The organism is Spirosoma liriopis, assembly GCF_023196085.1.
In the GTDB taxonomy this organism is placed as follows: domain Bacteria; phylum Bacteroidota; class Bacteroidia; order Cytophagales; family Spirosomataceae; genus Spirosoma; species Spirosoma oryzicola.
Map to the genome: position 1 here is coordinate 166666 of NZ_JALPRF010000008.1, position 18255 is coordinate 184920.

The 18255-nt window shown below is 47.7% G+C and carries 16 protein-coding genes; 8 read left to right on the forward strand and 8 right to left on the reverse strand.

Translation table 11 applies throughout. From position 1 onward, the window contains the following. Position 1: 1 nt before the first annotated feature. From M0L20_RS26680 to nhaD, 4 genes are all read right to left on the reverse strand, one after another. Positions 2 to 1402 (reverse strand): TolC family protein, encoded by a 1401-nt coding sequence (locus tag M0L20_RS26680; protein WP_248480265.1) that lies wholly within the window; start codon positions 1400 to 1402, stop codon positions 2 to 4. A gap of 209 nt (positions 1403 to 1611) precedes the next feature. After that, positions 1612 to 3009, reverse strand: coding sequence for a HAMP domain-containing sensor histidine kinase (locus tag M0L20_RS26685; RefSeq protein WP_232563528.1), 1398 nt, complete (start codon positions 3007 to 3009; stop codon positions 1612 to 1614). 9 nt (positions 3010 to 3018) lie between these two features. After that, positions 3019 to 3690: a response regulator transcription factor gene (locus M0L20_RS26690; protein ID WP_232563529.1), complete on the reverse strand. Its 672-nt coding sequence runs from the start codon at positions 3688 to 3690 to the stop codon at positions 3019 to 3021. Positions 3691 to 3991: 301 nt separating this feature from the next. Beyond that, complete coding sequence (gene nhaD, locus M0L20_RS26695) at positions 3992 to 5287, reverse strand: sodium:proton antiporter NhaD (protein WP_232563530.1); 1296 nt, start codon at positions 5285 to 5287, stop codon at positions 3992 to 3994. Positions 5288 to 5682: 395 nt separating this feature from the next. On the opposite strand from nhaD, the gene M0L20_RS26700 reads away from it, so the two are divergent. The 5 genes from M0L20_RS26700 (at position 5683) to M0L20_RS26720 (ending at position 11036) form a co-directional block, all read left to right on the forward strand. Next, a complete protein-coding gene (locus tag M0L20_RS26700) occupies positions 5683 to 7701 on the forward strand; it encodes a BCCT family transporter (protein WP_248480266.1) in 2019 nt (672 codons plus the stop codon). A 366-nt stretch (positions 7702 to 8067) separates the two neighbouring features. Further along, positions 8068 to 9156: an SGNH/GDSL hydrolase family protein gene (locus M0L20_RS26705; RefSeq protein ID WP_248480267.1), complete on the forward strand. Its 1089-nt coding sequence runs from the start codon at positions 8068 to 8070 to the stop codon at positions 9154 to 9156. A 223-nt stretch (positions 9157 to 9379) separates the two neighbouring features. Then, positions 9380 to 9586 (forward strand): DinB family protein, encoded by a 207-nt coding sequence (locus M0L20_RS26710; protein WP_248480269.1) that lies wholly within the window; start codon positions 9380 to 9382, stop codon positions 9584 to 9586. Positions 9587 to 9688: 102 nt separating this feature from the next. Next, positions 9689 to 9910, forward strand: a complete 222-nt coding sequence (locus M0L20_RS26715) for a hypothetical protein (RefSeq protein WP_248480271.1) — start codon at positions 9689 to 9691, stop codon at positions 9908 to 9910. A 688-nt stretch (positions 9911 to 10598) separates the two neighbouring features. Beyond that, the gene (locus M0L20_RS26720) at positions 10599 to 11036 is read left to right on the forward strand and encodes a hypothetical protein (RefSeq protein ID WP_248480272.1); all 438 of its coding nucleotides are present in this window, start codon (positions 10599 to 10601) and stop codon (positions 11034 to 11036) included. A gap of 1159 nt (positions 11037 to 12195) precedes the next feature. Here M0L20_RS26720 and M0L20_RS26725 read toward each other — a convergent pair. Continuing rightward, positions 12196 to 12777: an SDR family oxidoreductase gene (locus M0L20_RS26725; protein ID WP_354004295.1), complete on the reverse strand. Its 582-nt coding sequence runs from the start codon at positions 12775 to 12777 to the stop codon at positions 12196 to 12198. 817 nt (positions 12778 to 13594) lie between these two features. On the opposite strand from M0L20_RS26725, the gene M0L20_RS26730 reads away from it, so the two are divergent. From M0L20_RS26730 to M0L20_RS26740, 3 genes are all read left to right on the forward strand, one after another. Beyond that, complete coding sequence (locus M0L20_RS26730; protein ID WP_248480274.1) at positions 13595 to 13846, forward strand: type 1 glutamine amidotransferase family protein; 252 nt, start codon at positions 13595 to 13597, stop codon at positions 13844 to 13846. 93 nt (positions 13847 to 13939) lie between these two features. After that, the gene (locus tag M0L20_RS26735; protein ID WP_248480275.1) at positions 13940 to 14167 is read left to right on the forward strand and encodes a helix-turn-helix domain-containing protein; all 228 of its coding nucleotides are present in this window, start codon (positions 13940 to 13942) and stop codon (positions 14165 to 14167) included. 535 nt (positions 14168 to 14702) lie between these two features. Then, positions 14703 to 15035: a type 1 glutamine amidotransferase family protein gene (locus M0L20_RS26740; RefSeq protein WP_248480276.1), complete on the forward strand. Its 333-nt coding sequence runs from the start codon at positions 14703 to 14705 to the stop codon at positions 15033 to 15035. A 76-nt stretch (positions 15036 to 15111) separates the two neighbouring features. Here M0L20_RS26740 and M0L20_RS26745 read toward each other — a convergent pair whose 3' ends face one another. From M0L20_RS26745 to M0L20_RS26750, 3 genes are all read right to left on the reverse strand, one after another. Beyond that, on the reverse strand, positions 15112 to 15456 hold the full coding sequence (locus tag M0L20_RS26745; RefSeq protein WP_248480277.1) for an OmpA family protein: 345 nt from the start codon (positions 15454 to 15456) through the stop codon (positions 15112 to 15114). A 327-nt stretch (positions 15457 to 15783) separates the two neighbouring features. Beyond that, positions 15784 to 15951, reverse strand: a complete 168-nt coding sequence (locus tag M0L20_RS30490; RefSeq protein WP_435531848.1) for a PA14 domain-containing protein — start codon at positions 15949 to 15951, stop codon at positions 15784 to 15786. Positions 15952 to 16799: 848 nt separating this feature from the next. Continuing rightward, on the reverse strand, positions 16800 to 18152 hold the full coding sequence (locus M0L20_RS26750; protein ID WP_248480279.1) for a hypothetical protein: 1353 nt from the start codon (positions 18150 to 18152) through the stop codon (positions 16800 to 16802). Between the last annotated feature and the right edge of the window lie 103 nt (positions 18153 to 18255).

The following is an 18255-nucleotide window of genomic DNA, read 5'->3' on the forward strand; positions in this document are numbered from 1 at the left end:
ATCAGTGAGTAAGTTGATTCAGAAAAACAGACAGGTCGCCCCGGGCAGCGGCTTTCAGCAGGAGCGATCGCCACAGGTTGTTGTTGGCGACGGCCTCGTCTACCTCTGCCCGGTTCACGAGCACAAATGACTGCGCGACTTCGACCAACGTACCCAGTCCAGTCTGGTAGCGTGTCGTCGCCTGCGTGTAGGCATTCCGGGCGGCCGTGGTTTGCACCGGCGCTTCGAGCAGTTGCTGCCGCGCATAGGCGGTGCGGAGATCAGCCGTTTCAGACTGGCGACTCAGGCGCAGCTGCTCCTGTCGGTACTGCTGTCGGAACACATCACCCCTGAGTTGCTCCGCCCGAGTTTCGTTGCGAATGCGGGGTAGCGCCGACAGATTCCAGCGGGTTGACACGCCGACCAGGTAATTGCCAATTCGATACGGTATCCCCTGACCGAAGTTGCCGCTAACCTCACCCGTTAGGTTATCGATGCCCGAACCACGTCCCCCGAACGAACCCAGCACGGAAATGGATGGCCAGTAGGACTTTCGAATGGCTTCAGCCTGCGCCACCGACTGCTCAGCCTGTGCCTGTAAGAACCGCAGCGATGGCGCTTCGCCAGCATTAGCCGATTCGAGGGCCAGTTGAGGCTGACGGCTGTAGAACGACGTATCCGGTTGGTAGACACCGCTTCGAACGCCCATCATCTCGTGAAGTTGCAGCAGTTGCGTCTGTTCATTCTGACGACTTTCGAGCAACAGCAGCCGCGCTTTCGCCGATTCGGCCCGTGCCACCGATGAATCGACACCGGGTCGCAGGCCAGCGGCTGCCCGCGTGGTGACGGCCTGTTCAAACTGTTGCGTACGCGCGAGATTAGCCTGCTGAACGGCCACAACCCGGTGCAGTACCAGCCAGTTCAGGTACGCGTCGGCCACCCGGACCTGCTGCTGAAAGATCTCATTCTCGGTATCGGCCTGACTCGCTTGCTGCCCCCGCCGGGCCACGGTTTCGTTGGCTTGCAGACGCCCGAAATTAAATACGCGCCAGTTGACCAGCAGGCTGGTAAAGCTGCCCCAAACGCCCTGCCAGCTGGCGGGACGGGCCGCCCCCGAAACCGGAATCACCGACCCTTCATTTGGGAAGTACGCACCGGCCAGGTTGTTGAAACTGGCGAAGGTGTGCTGATCCTGAAACTGCACCTCGGGCAGCCGCTGGTTACGGACAGCTTCGGCCTGGTAGTTGGCGGCTTCCTGCTGGGCCTGTTTGGCTTTGATGGATGGATAGTTCTGCTGCGTCAGTTCCATTGCCTGCGGCAAGGTTAGCCGTTGTGCAACCGGCTCCTGCGCCTGCACCTGACCGCAGGTTCCGATCAGCCCTACGATACCATATATAATTCGTTTAACGTGATTAACTACCATGATTTTAGGTGGATTCCGCCTAGCATCGTTTTTTGAGAAACAGAACCACAACAAACTCATTATCAGTAGACACGGACGTGCTGATCCGCTTGTCGGGTTGGACTGAGAAAGAGAACGTGTGTGGGTATCATGCATTGGGAGAACAAGTAATGTTGACTCCACAAAGATGCTGTCGCGAGATTAGAACCGTCTGAGAACGGCATTAGATCTTATGAAATCGTAGCGGGCTCCGACGGCGTAGCGGTGTCGGAGTAGATGGGCAGCCGGACGGTGATGGTCGTTCCCTGATCCAGTACCGACTGAACGTTGATGGTACCTTTGTGAAACGCAATAAGCCGCTTGGCCACGGCCATACCGACGCCGTATCCTTCGGTTTTGCCTACGTTGCGGCCCCGATACAGTGGCTCAAACAGATAAGGCAGGTCCTCAGCCGGAATACCTCGTCCCTGGTCGGTAATGGTAATGACGTATTGTCCCTTCGCCTGTTCAGTACTCAGTTCAATCCAGACGGGTTGCTGCGAGTATTTGCAGGCGTTATCGAGGAGGTTGGTCAATACGGTGGTTAGCAACGGCTCATGACCCAGGATCTCGAAATAGTCGGAGTCTGACAGAGTTCCAAACTGAAAATACAGGGCTGTATCAGGGTATTTGGCTTTGGTTTGCGCCATCGCCTTTTCGATGCACTCGTCTAGCCGGATGGGCTGACGGGCAACGGCTACATTCTCGGATTTCGATAGGCTCAGCAGCCCATTGGTTAGTTCGATGATGCGCTTACTATCCAGCACGGCTAACTCCATACTCCTGCGCCATTGGTCCGGTACTTTATCGTAGCTAAGCGACGTCTGGAGCGTGCCGAGCATGTTTGTCAGGGGCGTACGAAGCTCGTGGGACGCATGAGAAATAAAGCTCCGCTGATTCTCAACATTGGTCTGCAAGCGGGTGAGCATCTCATTGAATGTCATCGCCAGTTGCGCCAGTTCGTCCCGCTTGTTTCCTTCATCAAGCCGTATGGTTAATTGCGAATCGGATTGCTGGTTTACATCGGCTACCATGCGTGCGATGGGCTGTAAAAATCGGCCCGAAAAATACCAGCCAGCGCCCATAATCAGCACCCCACCGCCCAGGTTAGCGATTAGCAGCAGCACCCGCAAGTATTGGTCACTGGTATCACCGAGCCGATTAATGCCGGTCACAAAAATCGAATAAGGCTGATTCTCATACGTATACGTAATGCCAATCCCTTTCTCATTTTCGATATTGAACTGAACGGATTTTTTCTGGCTGAGCGTAGCCAGTAAACTCGTTTCCTTTTGCTGGTAGTCTTTGCTCTGGTTCGTGAAGAGAATCGTGCCTGTGGAATCAAAAAGGCTGGTATGCTCTCCGGTAATTGTTGCAAAATCGATGGCTTGTAAGCTATTGAGTGGGTTACGCAACGCCTTCCGTTCCAGAATAATACGGCCGTATAGCTGCGCTTTTGCCTGGAGACGCACGTAAAAGGCCCGTTCGCGGTAGATCGAATAAAAAAGGTAGATAAACGTCGAAAACGCCAGCTGAATCGTAATAACAAGCAGGATAAAAACAAGCGTCAGTTTGTTACGAATCAGCATGGCGTACGGTTAGTTTTCGCGAAGTACATAGCCCATACCGACAACCGTATGCAACAGTTTAGGCGAGAAATCGCGATCTATTTTTTTACGAAGGTAGCTCACGTACACATCGATGACATTCGTACTTGTGTAGAAGGAAAGGTCCCAGACTTTTTCGGCTAATTCAGTGCGAGAAATGATCTTTCCCCGGTGGGCCATCAGGTATTCGAGCAACGCGTATTCTTTGGTCGTTAAATCAATTCGTTGGCCGTGCCGCGTTACGATTTTCGTGTTCAGATTTAATTCCAGATCCGCTAATCGCAGCAGCGACTGATTGCTGATATTGTATCGTTTCGTAATGGCACGTAGCCGGGCCAGAAGCTCAATAAACTCGAAGGGTTTAGACAGATAATCATCGGCTCCGGCATTGAATCCGTTCATTTTATCGTCCAGGCTATCCAGCGCCGTTAGCATCAGAATAGGCATCGACGAGTTATCGGCCTTAAATTGGCGACAAAGTTCGATACCATTAATTTGAGGCAGGTTTATGTCCAGTACTACAGCATCATATTCATTGTGCGTGAAGAGCTGTTTACCCACGTAGCCATCGTAGGCAACATCAACCCGGTACGATTCAGCTTCCAATCCTTTCTGCACAAACAAAGCCAACCGCTCTTCATCTTCTACTAACAGTACTTTCATATGAACGTATGGATTGGATACAGACTAAATGTACGACTTAATATTAAGTGAGGACTTGTTGCAAGCTTTGTAAAGCCTGACTGATCGTCCCATCAAACAACTAAAGTTGATCAAGCATGTTAGTACACATCTGCAATAAATCTGTGTTCAAACTATTTCCGCTAAGCTTCACTAAATTGTTTTAAGGTTAGGAAAATAGTTCTCAAGGTTTGTAATAAACGGGTAGAGAAAAATATCAAAAGTCTTACCTAGGATTTGCCTAACGATGGGTTGGATCAACAGTGTTCCTTCATCTTGTGCTTTAGTGGCTCACCGCATACACAGCCAAATAAGTTAGCGCACCACCTAAATAACCTAGTAACGCTGGACCACTGATTCGCCGTAGATACCACCCGAACTCTAACCGCTCCATGCCCATAACGGCCACGCCTGCGGCTGAGCCAATCACCAACAAGCTGCCCCCCGTTCCTGCACAGTAGGCCAGAAACTCCCATAATTTATGATCAGCAGGATAAGCCCCTAGATCATACATGCCCATCGCAGCGGCCACAATGGGCACATTGTCAACAATTGCCGAGGCAACACCGATAATGCCCACAATCACATCTAAGTTACCCACTGATTCATTTAGGGAAGTGGCTACCTGCTCTAAGATTCCAACCGATTCCAGACTGCCAACTGCCAGCAGAATGCCCAGAAAAAACAAAATGCTCGGCACATCAATTTTGCTCAGCGCATGAGCTACCGAAAAGCGCTGCCGCTCCTGCTCGTCTTTATCGGCATGAATCAGTTCCGAAACCACCCACACAAAGCCCAACGCCAAGAGCATCGCCATATAGGGGGGGAGATGAGTAATGGATTTAAAGATGGGCACCATAACGATGGCTGACAAACCGGCGGCAAACATCACGCGTCGATCACGCCGGGCAGTGGGATCAATGTAGGGGCGGCTGGTATACTTGTGCCCTTTAGACTCCCGGTCTGGGGATTCAGACTTCAGGGTAAAGCTCAGATACAGCAAAGGTACTAACAGACAAACCAGACTGGGCAAGAAGAGTTGGCTCATGATGTTGACGGTTGTCACTTGTCCACCAATCCAAAGCATCGTTGTCGTTACGTCGCCAATGGGTGACCAGGCTCCGCCGGCATTAGCGGCAATGATGATCATACCGGCAATTAGCTTTCGTTGCTCAGCCTGCCGAACCAGGTTACGGGTTACCGAGACCATCACCAGCGCCGACGCCAGGTTATCCAGCAGGGCCGATAAGATGAACGTCAAGCCGCCAATGAGCCACAACAAGACGCGGGGGTTGCGGGTAGCGACGCGGTCGGTAATGATAGTAAAGCCCCCGTGAATGTCGATCAGCTCGACGATGGTCATGGCCCCCAGCAGAAAGAAGAGAATTTGGGCAATCTCGGCCAGATGATGGCCCAAGGCTTCCAAAGCCGGTTCCGGGTCAGATAGGGTGAGACTATACACCGTCCAGCAAAGGACGCCGGTAATGAGGGCGGTTGCGGTTTTATTGATACGAATCGAATGTTCTACGGTGATGAGGGCATAACCGAGCAAAAACAGAATAACCAGCGTCGTAAGCATAGTAGGCAGATAAAAACGTCAGTAAAGTACTTTTCTTCTGAGCGAGAAAAGACCCTATCCTCCTCAAAGGATTTTGATTAAACGGCCAAATTAGGCAATTAAGGTTAGAGCGAGCTTGGAGTACGATTAGAAAAACATTAGTGTGCTTTAAACATTTATCAAAGGCCCCTACAAGTAGCCGATATATGAATGGTCATTCATTATACTCAGCGGCCTTTATAACTACAGGAAACTGATTCGTGTTAGTCATAAAGAGAACTGCTTCTCACAGAGCCCAACTGCATAAAGCCACTAACGGAATACCTTAAAAGAAGAGAGCTTAAGGGACCAAACACGTCAGAACATGGAGCGGCAAGTGTACGTTATCGCTGATGGATGAAATCGACAACTGATTTATGAACAGGCTAAAACAAGTATCGGCACAGACCACATTTAAAAAAGGAATTGTTGTACCTAGTTTACTTTTTATACTCTCCGTTACATTTATTTCCAGCTTCTTCCCTGAGTTGACGGCTACTCTCCTAGGACAAGTTCAGCAGTGGATCTTTACTAATCTAAACTGGGTATATATCTGGTCAGTAACCCTATTTGTATTTTTTCTTCTGGCCCTGGTTTTTAGTAAATACGGTTCGATTACCCTGGGCGACAATGATTCTGAGCCAGAGTACTCGTTTTTTTCGTGGATATCGATGCTTTTTGCAGCCGGAATGGGAATTGGTCTGATGTACTTCAGTGTTGCCGAGCCTATCGCCCATTTTTCGGACCCAACCTTTGGGGCATTCGATGATATTCGGCGGGCCAAAGATGCTCAGTTGTATACGTTTTTCCATTGGGGAATTCATGCATGGGCAATCTATGGCGTGGTAGGTTTATCGTTAGCCTACTTTACTTACCGCTATAAGCTACCCCTATCGCTGCGCAGTTGCTTGTATCCAGTTCTGAAAAACAAAATAAACGGTAGGGCGGGCGACATCATTGACTGTTTTGCCTTGTGCAGTACTTTTTTCGGCATTACAACGACGTTGGGTTTTGGCGTTGTACAACTTAATGCCGGGCTTGTGGAAGTCGGTATAATGCAAAGTAAAGGGTTTGGCTACCAGATTGCTATTGTTACTGTTATCATGATTATTGCCACCCTATCGGCCACTTCTGGGGTGAATAAAGGCGTTAAATTCCTGAGCCAACTTAATATCTCTAGTGCGGTTTTGCTTATGGTATTTATTCTTTTAGTGGGACCAACCGTCTTCTTGCTAGGTACCTTCTCGGAGGGAGTTGGCTATTATTTGAATCAGTTTTTTAACTTAACCTTTGACACCCATGCGTATGAGCCTGCCACTCAGCCTTGGTTTTTTCGCTGGACAATCTTGTACTGGGCCTGGTGGATCTCCTGGGCACCTTATGTAGGTTTGTTTATTGCGAAAATATCAAGAGGGCGCACAATTCGGGAATTTATCGCGGCTGTGCTTGTGATCCCAACAGCTTTCAACTTTTTATGGATGACCATATTTGGGAATAGCGCAACCTGGCTGGATCGGAATGACGCAGGAGGCTCACTAAGTAAGCTAACCAGTAGTGCCGATGAGTTGCTCTTTCGGTTTTTAGATTATTTCCCTGCAACAGGCATTAGCAGTGCGTTGGCCATTTTCATCATCTTTGTCTTTTTTGTGACTTCCGCCGATTCAGGCATTTTTGTCATGAACAATATTGCTTCTAATAATGCGGCCGAATCGCCTAAATGGCAATTAATCTTTTGGGGCGCACTGCTGGCTCTGCTGGCCCTGGTATTGCTCAATGCGGGTGGGCTGCAATCGTTACAAACGATGACCCTCATTACAGCGCTGCCCTTTTCGATGATTATGCTGATGTTCTGCTATTGCCTGATACAAGGCCTGATTGTCGATAACCATTACCAAAACCAGGGCTTTTCACCCGCCACCAGCAATTGGTCAGGTGAGTTTTGGAAAGAACGGCTTGATCGGATTGTTTCCTTTAAAACGAAGGACCATGTCGATCACTTCATGATGGAAACGGTTGCCCCCGCCTTGGAAGAGCTTTCCGCTGAGTTTAATAGCAAGGGTATTGTTGCTACTGTGCAGACGAAAGAGAAACCAGCGGATGTTGCCCTAACGATCAAGCATGAACGACTTGAAGATTTCACCTACGGGGTTCGTAATCACGCCAAAACAATCTCCAGCTTTCTAGTCAATGAAGGCAACATTCCTGGCGTAATTGGCAACAAATCGTATATTCCTAGAACATACTTTGGTGACAACCGATTAGGTTATAACATTGAATACTTTACGCAACGAGAGGTTATTGCTGATGTACTAAAGCAGTACGAACGCTTTCTGGCATTATCCTCCGAAGAGAAGAATGAAATATTCACGATTGTAACGCTAAAAAGTAGGGAGTAAGGTATATAAATAGTCAAGCCAAGGCGGAGAACACAAGACGGAAAGACGACTCGTATCGTTGTTCTGGTCAATGCTATCCAAACGAGTAGGGTGATAATGACCAGCGATGGCGGACAGCTACTCCTTAGCAAAATGCCTGCGTCGGTCAGGTATTTTAGTAGGCTATGTACTGCTGAAAAAGCTTTTCAAGGAGGTAAGAAGCTATCTCGTCTCACTTTATAGCCTTATGTACGATCTAATAGGTTGTGCTATACGTTGGAAAGGCTCTTGAATCACTTACCATGCGGTTACTTTTACAACCGAAGAGCCACGCATTCAATCGTTTCATTGCAGCTAAAAGCCAAATTATTCCTTTTGGTCAAAACTATGATTCAATTTTGGTGTCGGCTGTTCCTAGTTTGCTTCGCTCTTGGTTTAACGGGTAAGGTAGGAGCGCAGCAGCCGTCGGTTATCTTTACTGATGCCCGTAGGCTTACCTTGACTGGCAAGGCCTGGAACAGCCAACCATTTTACCACCGGCTGGATACAGCTGCCTATCCGGCCATTCCAGCCAATGTCAAGCGACTGGCTACGAATTCAGCAGGATTAGCGATCAGCTTTAAGACCAATAGCACTCGCATTTTGGCTAGGTGGTGTACTAGTTCGCATGCCCCAAGTGGCAATATGACGGGGATTGCTTACGAAGGAATGGATTTGTACATCCAGCGCGATAATCGCTGGCAATACGCCGGCGTCGCGAGTCCAAAATCCCACACCTGTTCGGAAGCTACGATCGTGGAACATATGGCGTCGGGGGACAAAACCTGTTTGCTCTTCTTACCTACCTATGATGAGACTCTTTCGCTTGAAATCGGCATTGATTCTAGCGCATCGATTAGTCCAGCGGATAACCCATTCAAGAAAAATATTCTGATTTATGGGTCCAGTATTACCCAGGGTGCGTCCGCCAGCCGACCAGGACTGGCTTATCCGGCCCGGCTTTCTCGAGAAACGGGCTATAATTTTATTAACCTGGGCTTCAGCGGTAGCGGCAAAATGGAACCGGAGGTTGCGGATATGATCGCGCCCTTGGCAATGGATGCTTATATTTTGGATTGCCTTCCTAACCCGTCCCCGGCGGAAATTTTAGCCCGCATGAGCAATCTGATTCATACCATTCGTAGGTTTCATCCACAGGTACCTATTATTGTTATTCAAACTGTGGCGCGTGAGAAGGGTACTTTTGACCAGCAGGTTGCGGCAGTCGTAGCGTTAAAAGATCTCTACAGCAATCAAGAGATTAAGAAACTTCAAGAGCAGGATAAACACCTTTATTTGATCCGGGCGGATGGTCTATTAGGGCATGACCAGGAAGGCACAACGGATGGGATTCATCCCAACGATTTGGGTTTCGATCGAATGCTCCAAACGATCCGGCCAGCGATTTTGAGCATTCTAAGCCGCTATGGAATTTGATGCTTGATACAAGTCGCTAATGGGTGGATACGCTAGAGCTGCTAGCTTCTTTTAGCTTGCGCTGATAAAAAGGAATTTAGTGAGACGGCCTAGTCATGAATAGAGTCGGCGCGTTAGCAAGCAGAAAATCATATTTCTAAACGGGCTTCCAAGTTAGTTGTAAGCCCTTGACCGATCAGAAAACAACAGCTTTTAATTTCTATCAATTTTACGTTCACTACCAATGACTGAAACCGAAATATTGATTAATCAAACCGCCAACGCTTACCAGTGGACCAACAAGCTGATTGAGACTGTGCCCCTTGACAAGTGGACTATCATTCCGCCGACCCTAGAATCCAATATTGTTTGGCAACTGGGTCATCTGATCGTCAGTCATTATTTCCATGCTGTTCTGGTCATTCGGGGCCACCAACTGGATCTACTTTAGCAGCTTCCTCTCCGAGAATACAGTGAGTTATTTACCCTAGCCGCCCCTTCTCTATCTGTAGGCAAAGTAGCTTCTGCTAAATTAGCAGAGGATTTACTCCTCATGCAGCAAAAGTCGTTAGCGATCCTGGCATCTTTGCAAGATTGGGAGCTGGATCAGCCGTTGGAGCTTACCCCAACTGCTCACCCAATCGCCACTACAAAACGGGAGGCCATTGATTGGAATATCAAGCACACCATGTACCACTGTGGTCAGCTTGGACTTATCAAGCGGGTGGTAGATCAGCGTCACGATTTTGGTCTAAGATTAGATTCAGATACATGAACGCACCTTCGTCTCAACAGAAAGCGATTTGTGCGAAATTGATAAAAACGGCTATTCAGCAATCTGTTGCGCTTGCCTATTTACCGATCGTATTTTTCTGAGTCAGGTTGCAAAAGTCTGGAAGGTGCTTGTTAGGCTTACGCGATGAACCTTAATCGTCGTCGATTTCGCGCCTAAAAACATCTTGAAGAAACCGCTCCCCAATACGCAGAGCTAGTTTGACGGTGAGCCAGTTACCATTCAGAGGAAAACGTCATCCTGATGGGGCCGTAGTTCGGTTTTTATTAGATCATCAAAAGCCTGTATGGAATCTTCGTGCTGACCAAAATACCCAAAACCAATCCCTAACTCTAGCTTTGAGGTTATCGATTGTAGTCCGACAGGCGAGCTTGATACTAATTATCTTCACTGAACGATCATTTTCGAGCTTAAGGTGCCCATACCAACTTTGCCACTGGCGGGTGGTAATCTTCGTCCATTAAGCCTGAGTGTAAATTGGTTAGTTCAGCACGGCTGAGCAAAAACTACGCGTTTAGTATTAATACGAATCGTTCGTGTATTTGTCTACTATCAACCTCAGGTTCAGGTCCCGTATGCCTTGATATTTCCTTTCGATTAGCTGTATTGCTATTTTTGTGTTGCAAATAAAGCAGGAGCGGCCGGCTAAGGCACTGGCTAAAAGTAATCTATGCAATCCTATTCAACCCCGGAAGACATTGTTCGCGTCGAGCGAATGAATAAAACCTTTACTAAATATCACTTAGGCGATGGCCGAGTGCTGCATCATTTTACGGCGGCAATTGACGAGCTGTTTCATGACCACCCCTGGCCTTTTCGCACCACCATTTTATCAGGCGGTTATATTGAGGTTTTGGCCCAGCTAAAAGATGATGGAAAGTTGGCCCTGACAGAGATAAAGCGCCTACCGAGCACAACCCACAATGTACAGGCGGGAACGATCCACAAACTGAGTGGTTTATTGAAAGGGGACTGCTGGACGATCATTGAACCCGGCAAGCCTGAGCGCAAGTCAGGCTTTTATAAAGCGGATGAGGCTGGGGTATGGCATCGGTTCTGGGATCAGCGAAAATGGCGGTTGATGGTGGCTGTAGTAAAGCCAGTCTGAAACACCGACTCCCCAAATCAGCACTTACCGAGATCAAAATACGATCAGGTAGGTAATGTTATAATTCGTACCAGGGACTGCGATTGAAGCCGTGTAATCGTAGAGAAAGCTAGCCGGAAGGCCACCGGGGAAAGGTTGGTCTTTACTTGCTGAACGACTACGAATCTCAAAGCCAAGCTGGTAAGCGATTTCGGCTATAGAGGTGAACTTGCACTCAATAAATCCTTCGACCTTTCGATCACCGCCTGTTGAATATACTGCTGAGTAGTTTGCCCCGTTAGTGTGCGTAGCATATCGCTCAGGTAACGAGCGGATACGTTTAGTTGTAAGCTGATGTATTGCACAGATGGTAATCCGTTTTGGCATCCTCTGTATTCCTCAAAGTACTGATTCGGCAAGCTGTCCAAAGAAGTGATCATATCGTGGTTTACTGCTTTACGGGTAAGAAACTGACGATTATAAAATCGATGGCTGTAATTGAGTAACAAAGCGAACTATATACCAATATATCCTGACTGAAAGCATCTATATTGGTATATAGTTCGCTTTGGATGGCATCGAACAACTAGTTGATGATCGGTTTTTCCTTGGCTGACAAGAACAAAGCTTCATCTACGGTATAGGCAAAAAATCCATAGCGGTTGATGGTATTCCCCAAAGGGGTGTTTCTGATAAAGTCGGGATGGAACTACAACGTATAGCCCTCATAATTGCTCCGATCGTCTGTGGTAAACATAACCTGATTCGGCTTTAAAAAAGCCAGCCCTCCTTCGTCAAAATCGCAATAGCATTACCCGAATCTCACCCTTCCGTTAAAGCGCTTCTTGAATGATACGTTATAGAGATCTAGTATTATTCCCTTCCCCTTAGCTAAAACATCAACATGAGTCTTGCTGTAATCGATGAGCGCAATCAAGGGATGCACTAGTGGAGGATGTCCGGCATGTTTCATGAGTTGAGAAATACTGCTAAAATGGTATGTATTAGCCGTTTCCTTCATGTGCTTTATACCCTTATCCTTTCAAACTTAATCCTGTGATGCAGGCCGGATGATAATGTCGCCTACTTCGACGTTCACTGGCTGACTGATCGCGTAGAGAACGGCATTGGCCACGGCGACAGGCGGTAAACCGAATCGCTCCATGGCCTGTAGCACCTATTAACGTTTTACTTCATCTTTTACAGTATTCACCAGGTTTGTTTTTACATACCCCGGCGATATACCTGTGATGCGAATATTGCCATCCGACTCTTGACGAAACGCTTCAGTTAGGGTTCGCACGGCATTTTTATTGCTGGCGTAAACCCCCTGCGTAGGAACAATCCTTAAGCCCGAGGTAGAGATGATATTGATCATGTGACCGGACTGTTGCCTCTTAAAAACAGGCATGGCTGCTGCCATGCCATACAAGACGCCTTTCAAGTTGGTATCAATCATATCTTCCCATCCGTCCACATCCAACTCATCAATCCGGCTTATATGCGCCACACCCGCATTGTTGATCATAACGTCGAGCCTGCCATAAGCGTCTACAGCGGAATGAACCAATTGTAGCAAGTCTTCTTTTTTATTTACATCGGTCACCAGCTTCATCGCTTCTGCGCCTGATTCCCTTATATGTTGAGCCACTTCAATCAATGACGCTTCCGTACGGGCACCCAACACTTTTTTGGCTCCGTATTTGGCCAACTCAACAGCGATGGCCTTGCCAACACCGCTTATTGCACCCGTAATGGCAATTACTTTTTATGAAACGTGTTTTGCATGCGTTTGAACTTGTTTACCGCAAAGGTCCGAATCGGGTTTGAATTAGAAGTAGCTAGATCGGTAGAGATTGTAGTCAGATTGGTAGCATCTGTTTTCTGGTTTGAAATATTGTTTAAACTAACAGGCTTACGCTAGTAAATCAGGTTTACGTAAACCTGGCTGCTTTACCTTAAGTAAGAGAATTTTATTGAACCGGTTGTAAGCGATATAGGTGAGAAAAATAATCAGAAGTTCACGGATCAAGAAAATTGAATACCGCATATCCATTCGCTAAAATGTAACGACTCGCTTAATCTGATTGCTTTTTCTTACAAAAGTCCAGAGGTGGTTGAGTTACTTAGTTTTTGACCCAAAATGTCCGATGTTTGGCTCGCATGAACGCTGAACATACTCTACTTTTACGGCCTGATCCAGCTAGACTATGTCGTTCACTCAACAAGTCATCTTTGTTGTGCCACCTTATGTCCACGTTTTAGACCTGACTGGACCCGTTCAGGTTTTTTACGAAGCTGTTGAATATGGTGTGCTGTATCAACTATAGGCTCCTTCCAAAATAAGCTTGTCAGCTCAGTAGGCCTAAGTATTGGCCCTTTACAACCCTTTACTCAGGTGCAACCTCAACCCGGCGATATGATCTTTGTACCACGTATGGAGAAGGCTTATATACGGTCTAGTGAATTTAGAGCGGAGCACAGTTTCCTAGCCTAACTTCGGGATCAGCACCGCCAGGGCGTGATCATATACTCAATTTGTATGGGCGCGTTTATAGTAGCCCAGACCGGCCTGCTGGATGGCCGAACATGCAAAGCGCATGGAGGAGCTGCAAACGACCTATCCACGGGTAGTTACGCAGCAGGATCGATTGTTTGCGCATGATAACGGTATCTACACCCATGCGGGTATAACCGCCGGTATAGATCTAGCGCTGGCAATTTTGGAAGAGCGGCAAGGCCCACTTTTTGCGGCAAAGGTTGCCCGCGAATTAGTCGTGTATTTACCCATTCGCAGAAAAGCGTTTACCTTGATTTTCGCAATCACATGAATGTGGCCATTCACCAACTACAAGACTGGCTGATTGCTAATCTGGAAACCAGGGCCACCTTAGATGACTTGGCCCTAGGCCCTAGTGGCCGGTATGAGCACCCGCAACTTATCCCGGACGTTTCGAAAAGAGACGGGGATCTCCATTCATGATTATACTACACTGCTGCGGCTGGAACGAGCTCGCACCCTACGGCACAATCCTAGAATGACGATGGAAGCCATTGCCCAGCGGCGTGGCTCTCAGAATGCCCGCCAGCTACGCCGGATCTGGCAGAAAGCCGGATCTAAAAACACCATTAGGTTATTGATAGCCACTTAATTCATAACCCCGTGAACGTCATTCTTTATTTCCGTTTTTACTTATTCGTTGCCGGTTGGCTCGTTATGGCTGATGGTTCACTTTGTGCCCAGAAAGCCATCCCGAAATAAGTCCTGATGGCGTACTACTGCGAGCCCTGTGGCAGTGGATGTGATTTAGAACGGCACGAAAAGCCCGGCCATTGTCCGCATTGTTATATGCCTTTTGTCTAGCGTAGCGTTGCCTTGATGGACTCGCTGACGCGAAACCCAAGGCAAATCAAAAAGCGGAATGTGGCCATTTTTATTCACAATACTGGACTTTGCTGGTCCTAGTGAAGTTTTTGCCTCTACAAAGGGGGTTCAATGTCTACACAGTCTCACTCACCAACGAACCGCTTATCAGTCAGGGTTTTATTAAAATAATGCCGACTTATAGCCTGAGTGATTGTCCCAAGCCTGACATTGTGGTTTTACCAGGGGCAATACCAAATCGTTTATCGAGAATAAGTCACTGATTGACTGGATAAAAAAACTCGGCTATCCAAGCCGAGGTCATGCTATCGGTTTGTACCGGTTCTGGACTGCTAGCTAAAGTGGGCCTGCTCGATGGAAAGCAGGCGACTACCTTTCATTCCTACATCGAACCGCTACAAAGAGCAACACCTAAAGCCCAGATTTTACACAACACTCCTTTTGTCGACAACGGACAAATCATTACAACGGTGGGTGTTTCGGCCGGCATTGATGGTGCCCTGCACGTAGTGGCGAAGTTAAAGGGTCAGGCTATCGCCAACCAAACCGCTCGCTACATGGAGTACGACAAGTGGAAGCCCGAGGAAGGCCTTATCGTGAAGCCATCGGGTAAAGTTGTAGCAGAGAATGAATGAAAACTATTAATGAAAGAGGCTGAGGTCATAGGCGATCAGTCATTAAATGAGGTGTCCATTCGCTCGAATCGAACATTCAACGAATAGTAATGGCTACGCGACGGTTTTTGCTCCGTTCACCCTCCGTTGTGTTGTCGCCAATAGGCTGGCTACTGCCAAATCCGTCAGTGGTGATCCGTTCATCAACTATCCCCCGTCGGGTCAGATACGTAGCCACTACTTTCGCCCAATGCACGGACAGAGCCAGATTTAGCCGGGGATCGCCCACATTGTCTATGTGACCCGCAATATGGATGTGCCAATGTGAATTGGCTTTCATCGACCGAACCAGTTTATCTAATTCTGTCGATGCCTCGGCCATCAATACGTAACTGCTTTGCTCAAACTGCACAGTCCGTAGAATCAAGGTAACCCCAGACATGATCGCTGGTTGCGGTTCGGCTTCCGGTCGAGAGTTGGCGGTAGACTCTGCTACTAGTGGAATAGGATCTCATTCATTGGCCGGTAGTAGTAGCGGGGGAATTGGTTCGTTTTTAACGATTTTTGGTTTTGGGGCACGTGCCGGTTTAGACAACCTTGAAACACCGATTGATGGCTTTGTGATGGGTACATTTACCCGCTCTGGGGTCTCTGTGAGGGGCGGAGCTTTCTGAAAAAAATAGTCCGCTGCTATAGGCTCGCCACTTTCAGCGAATGGGTTCAAAGTGGATTTAGCCATTGGTGGTGGCTTCCAGTAAAGCTCGATTTCTCACCACTCGATGGCGTTGAAATACTCGACCCGTAGATCGTAATAGTGACCTGCTTCCAATACGATATTGCCACTATAATGTTTGTAAGCGTTTACATTCCAGGAATCCAACACTATCTTATTCCCGACCCAAACCCGAATACTGTCATTCACCTTAGCAAAGAACATATACACCCCCGTACGGGAGCTAGCAGCTGACCTATCCAGCGTATTGAATAATACGAGCGGGCAAGTCCTTTCCCTGGACTACGTCGATCCCAGTTGAAGCTGATTGCAGGATCGATTCGACTGAAAGCTTTCTGCTCAAAATTCATTCCGACATAGTAATCTCCTCTGAGCCCCTACCTGTTGTGCAAGCAGGCAAAGCAGCACGTACCCATGTATTGCGATTGGCTTCATAAACCGACTTTGACAGCAATAGGATGAGTGATTACAACAGATAGGATATAGAAACATCGTAGCGCAGTTTTTGCAATCGAATGTGCGTCTTTCACCTGCCCCAGAACGATCAAACTATCTTGATTACAGAGTTGACAATACTGCATTCCAAATCAAGTACTTCAACAAATTGTGGCTCATTGAGGCACAGACTGGACAAGTAGCTTGCCGATAGAATAGTCACGAAATCACAAGTTAAGCTTATGGATAGGATAAGCCAGCAATGCTCGTAGTGCTGACCTCATGACTAGACCAGAAACTAGGCAGTGAAATTTTGAAACGTTTGCTAGATAGGAAATCAATGGCCATCACTTGCAGGAATTTATGTTTACTATAATTTAAATATATATAATTAAATTATATACAAGAAATTTTTCTAATTATATACTTTTATAAAGTAGTGTGGTTCTATTCAGCTAGGAATAAGTCATTGTTTTAAGCTAAGATGGCATGTCTCACGCACGAACACCCCATTTAGCATGCAGATATTAGACGCGCCCCGGCGGTAAACTGCACGGTGGTCCCGTTAGTAGTTCGGACGTAAGCACGAAAATTTTCACCTACAACCATTGATCAAACTAGAAACCTCCATCGAACAGAGTACCTGTTTTCAAGTCTTTCAACGAAAAGGAGTCGACGGTTCCGACGCCAGCAAACCGAATTTTAATTCCATAAATCTGGTGCAAGGGCTTTTTATAACGCGTTCTGTAAACCGGTCGATTGTTGATAAAGATAGTGGCCTGTCTGTCGATGACCCGCAGCATCAACGTACCCCCCTGGCGCAAATCGGCACCCATAAAACTTAGATCATCCCGCTGCCCACTTTTCTGAACATCAGAATTTTGTAGCAGAATCCAGTGAGCACAACCCGGCCTCATCACCTCAAACATGTGCTGCGACGACTCGCCCCAGACTGTAATGCCGACCTGCGAACAGCGAACACCCGCTCTATCAGGAGAGGTTTTTAGGTGGGTCGTTAGCTCGAAATTATCCCCATCGATCTGGGTTGGATGGCTGTTGATAAACTCCATAAAGAATGTACGGTTGGTATCGACACCCGCGTGGGCAGCTTCGAGGGCACCAACGCTACGGCGTCCTCCGGTAAACAACCGCGCTACGTTGATCGGGTACACCCGGCTGGTATCGTGCATCATGTTAGCGGTAACAGTCCAGCCTTTTGTCCGTAGATAAACCGTCGAGGTATCGATGTTCGCGCCATCATGTTGCAAAATGGCAAAGTAGCGGCCCGGTCGTTCGTAATAGTGCGTGGCAAGGCTATCGTGGGAGGTAAGACGTTCCCGTTTTCCGTCGCCAAACAGAATCGAGTAGGTACCTGATGGAGCCGAAGAACCTAGGTACTTGAGCTGAAATACAGCAGAATGCGGGTTTTCGCCCACCGGATTACGGCAGACGAGTTGGGCCGATTCGCTGCTTGCACTTTGCGAGTAGACTAATAGTAGAATGATAGCGAGCAGTACAGAGCTACCAATCAACAGCAGTAATCGACGGGTTTGTTTCGTTTCCTGCTGAGAAGAATGGGCTGGTGAGTTCGTTGGTGTTGATAGCAGTAGCGGGCTCTCTTCCCGGACGAGCACATCGGGTAACTGCTCAACCTGCCGGGCTGTCCATTTCTGGGTGTTGACAAAATGCTCCCAGTCTGAGTAACCGATGTAAACCGCCAGCGCATCCCGGGTTGCTCTCTGTGGGTAATAGCGGGCATCGGTTTTGATCTTGCCGAAGATTCGTTTCAGCGTGTTCGGACTGATTCGTACGTGCGTCTGCCTGAAAAGTATGTGACTTAAGCTCACGAAGTCACCATTCGTCCACGTGTCCCAGTCAGGCTTGCCATAGGATTCGCTAACCCGTCTACAGCCGATGTCTAAGAAAGCGAAACTTTCGGCTTTTTCGGGTTGTCCATTCTCGGTAATCATTCAAGATAAATGTCTAGTAGTCAACATATTGTCTTGTCCATAATTCTGATAAGCAAAATGGTCAGGCCAATCACACATTCATTGTATAATGCAAAATTACCTT

Excerpts from the sequence above, each read along its gene's own strand:
- M0L20_RS26680 (WP_248480265.1), bottom strand. The coding sequence starts at position 1,402 with ATGGTAGTTAATCACGTTAAACGAATTATATATGGTATCGTAGGGCTG.
- M0L20_RS26685 (WP_232563528.1), bottom strand. The coding sequence starts at position 3,009 with ATGCTGATTCGTAACAAACTGACGCTTGTTTTTATCCTGCTTGTTATT.
- M0L20_RS26690 (WP_232563529.1), bottom strand. The coding sequence starts at position 3,690 with ATGAAAGTACTGTTAGTAGAAGATGAAGAGCGGTTGGCTTTGTTTGTG.
- nhaD (WP_232563530.1), bottom strand. The coding sequence starts at position 5,287 with ATGCTTACGACGCTGGTTATTCTGTTTTTGCTCGGTTATGCCCTCATC.
- M0L20_RS26700 (WP_248480266.1), top strand. The coding sequence starts at position 5,683 with ATGAACAGGCTAAAACAAGTATCGGCACAGACCACATTTAAAAAAGGA.
- M0L20_RS26705 (WP_248480267.1), top strand. The coding sequence starts at position 8,068 with ATGATTCAATTTTGGTGTCGGCTGTTCCTAGTTTGCTTCGCTCTTGGT.
- M0L20_RS26710 (WP_248480269.1), top strand. The coding sequence starts at position 9,380 with ATGACTGAAACCGAAATATTGATTAATCAAACCGCCAACGCTTACCAG.
- M0L20_RS26715 (WP_248480271.1), top strand. The coding sequence starts at position 9,689 with ATGCAGCAAAAGTCGTTAGCGATCCTGGCATCTTTGCAAGATTGGGAG.
- M0L20_RS26720 (WP_248480272.1), top strand. The coding sequence starts at position 10,599 with ATGCAATCCTATTCAACCCCGGAAGACATTGTTCGCGTCGAGCGAATG.
- M0L20_RS26730 (WP_248480274.1), top strand. The coding sequence starts at position 13,595 with ATGGCCGAACATGCAAAGCGCATGGAGGAGCTGCAAACGACCTATCCA.
- M0L20_RS26735 (WP_248480275.1), top strand. The coding sequence starts at position 13,940 with ATGAGCACCCGCAACTTATCCCGGACGTTTCGAAAAGAGACGGGGATC.
- M0L20_RS26740 (WP_248480276.1), top strand. The coding sequence starts at position 14,703 with ATGCTATCGGTTTGTACCGGTTCTGGACTGCTAGCTAAAGTGGGCCTG.
- M0L20_RS26745 (WP_248480277.1), bottom strand. The coding sequence starts at position 15,456 with ATGTCTGGGGTTACCTTGATTCTACGGACTGTGCAGTTTGAGCAAAGC.
- M0L20_RS30490 (WP_435531848.1), bottom strand. The coding sequence starts at position 15,951 with ATGTTCTTTGCTAAGGTGAATGACAGTATTCGGGTTTGGGTCGGGAAT.
- M0L20_RS26750 (WP_248480279.1), bottom strand. The coding sequence starts at position 18,152 with ATGATTACCGAGAATGGACAACCCGAAAAAGCCGAAAGTTTCGCTTTC.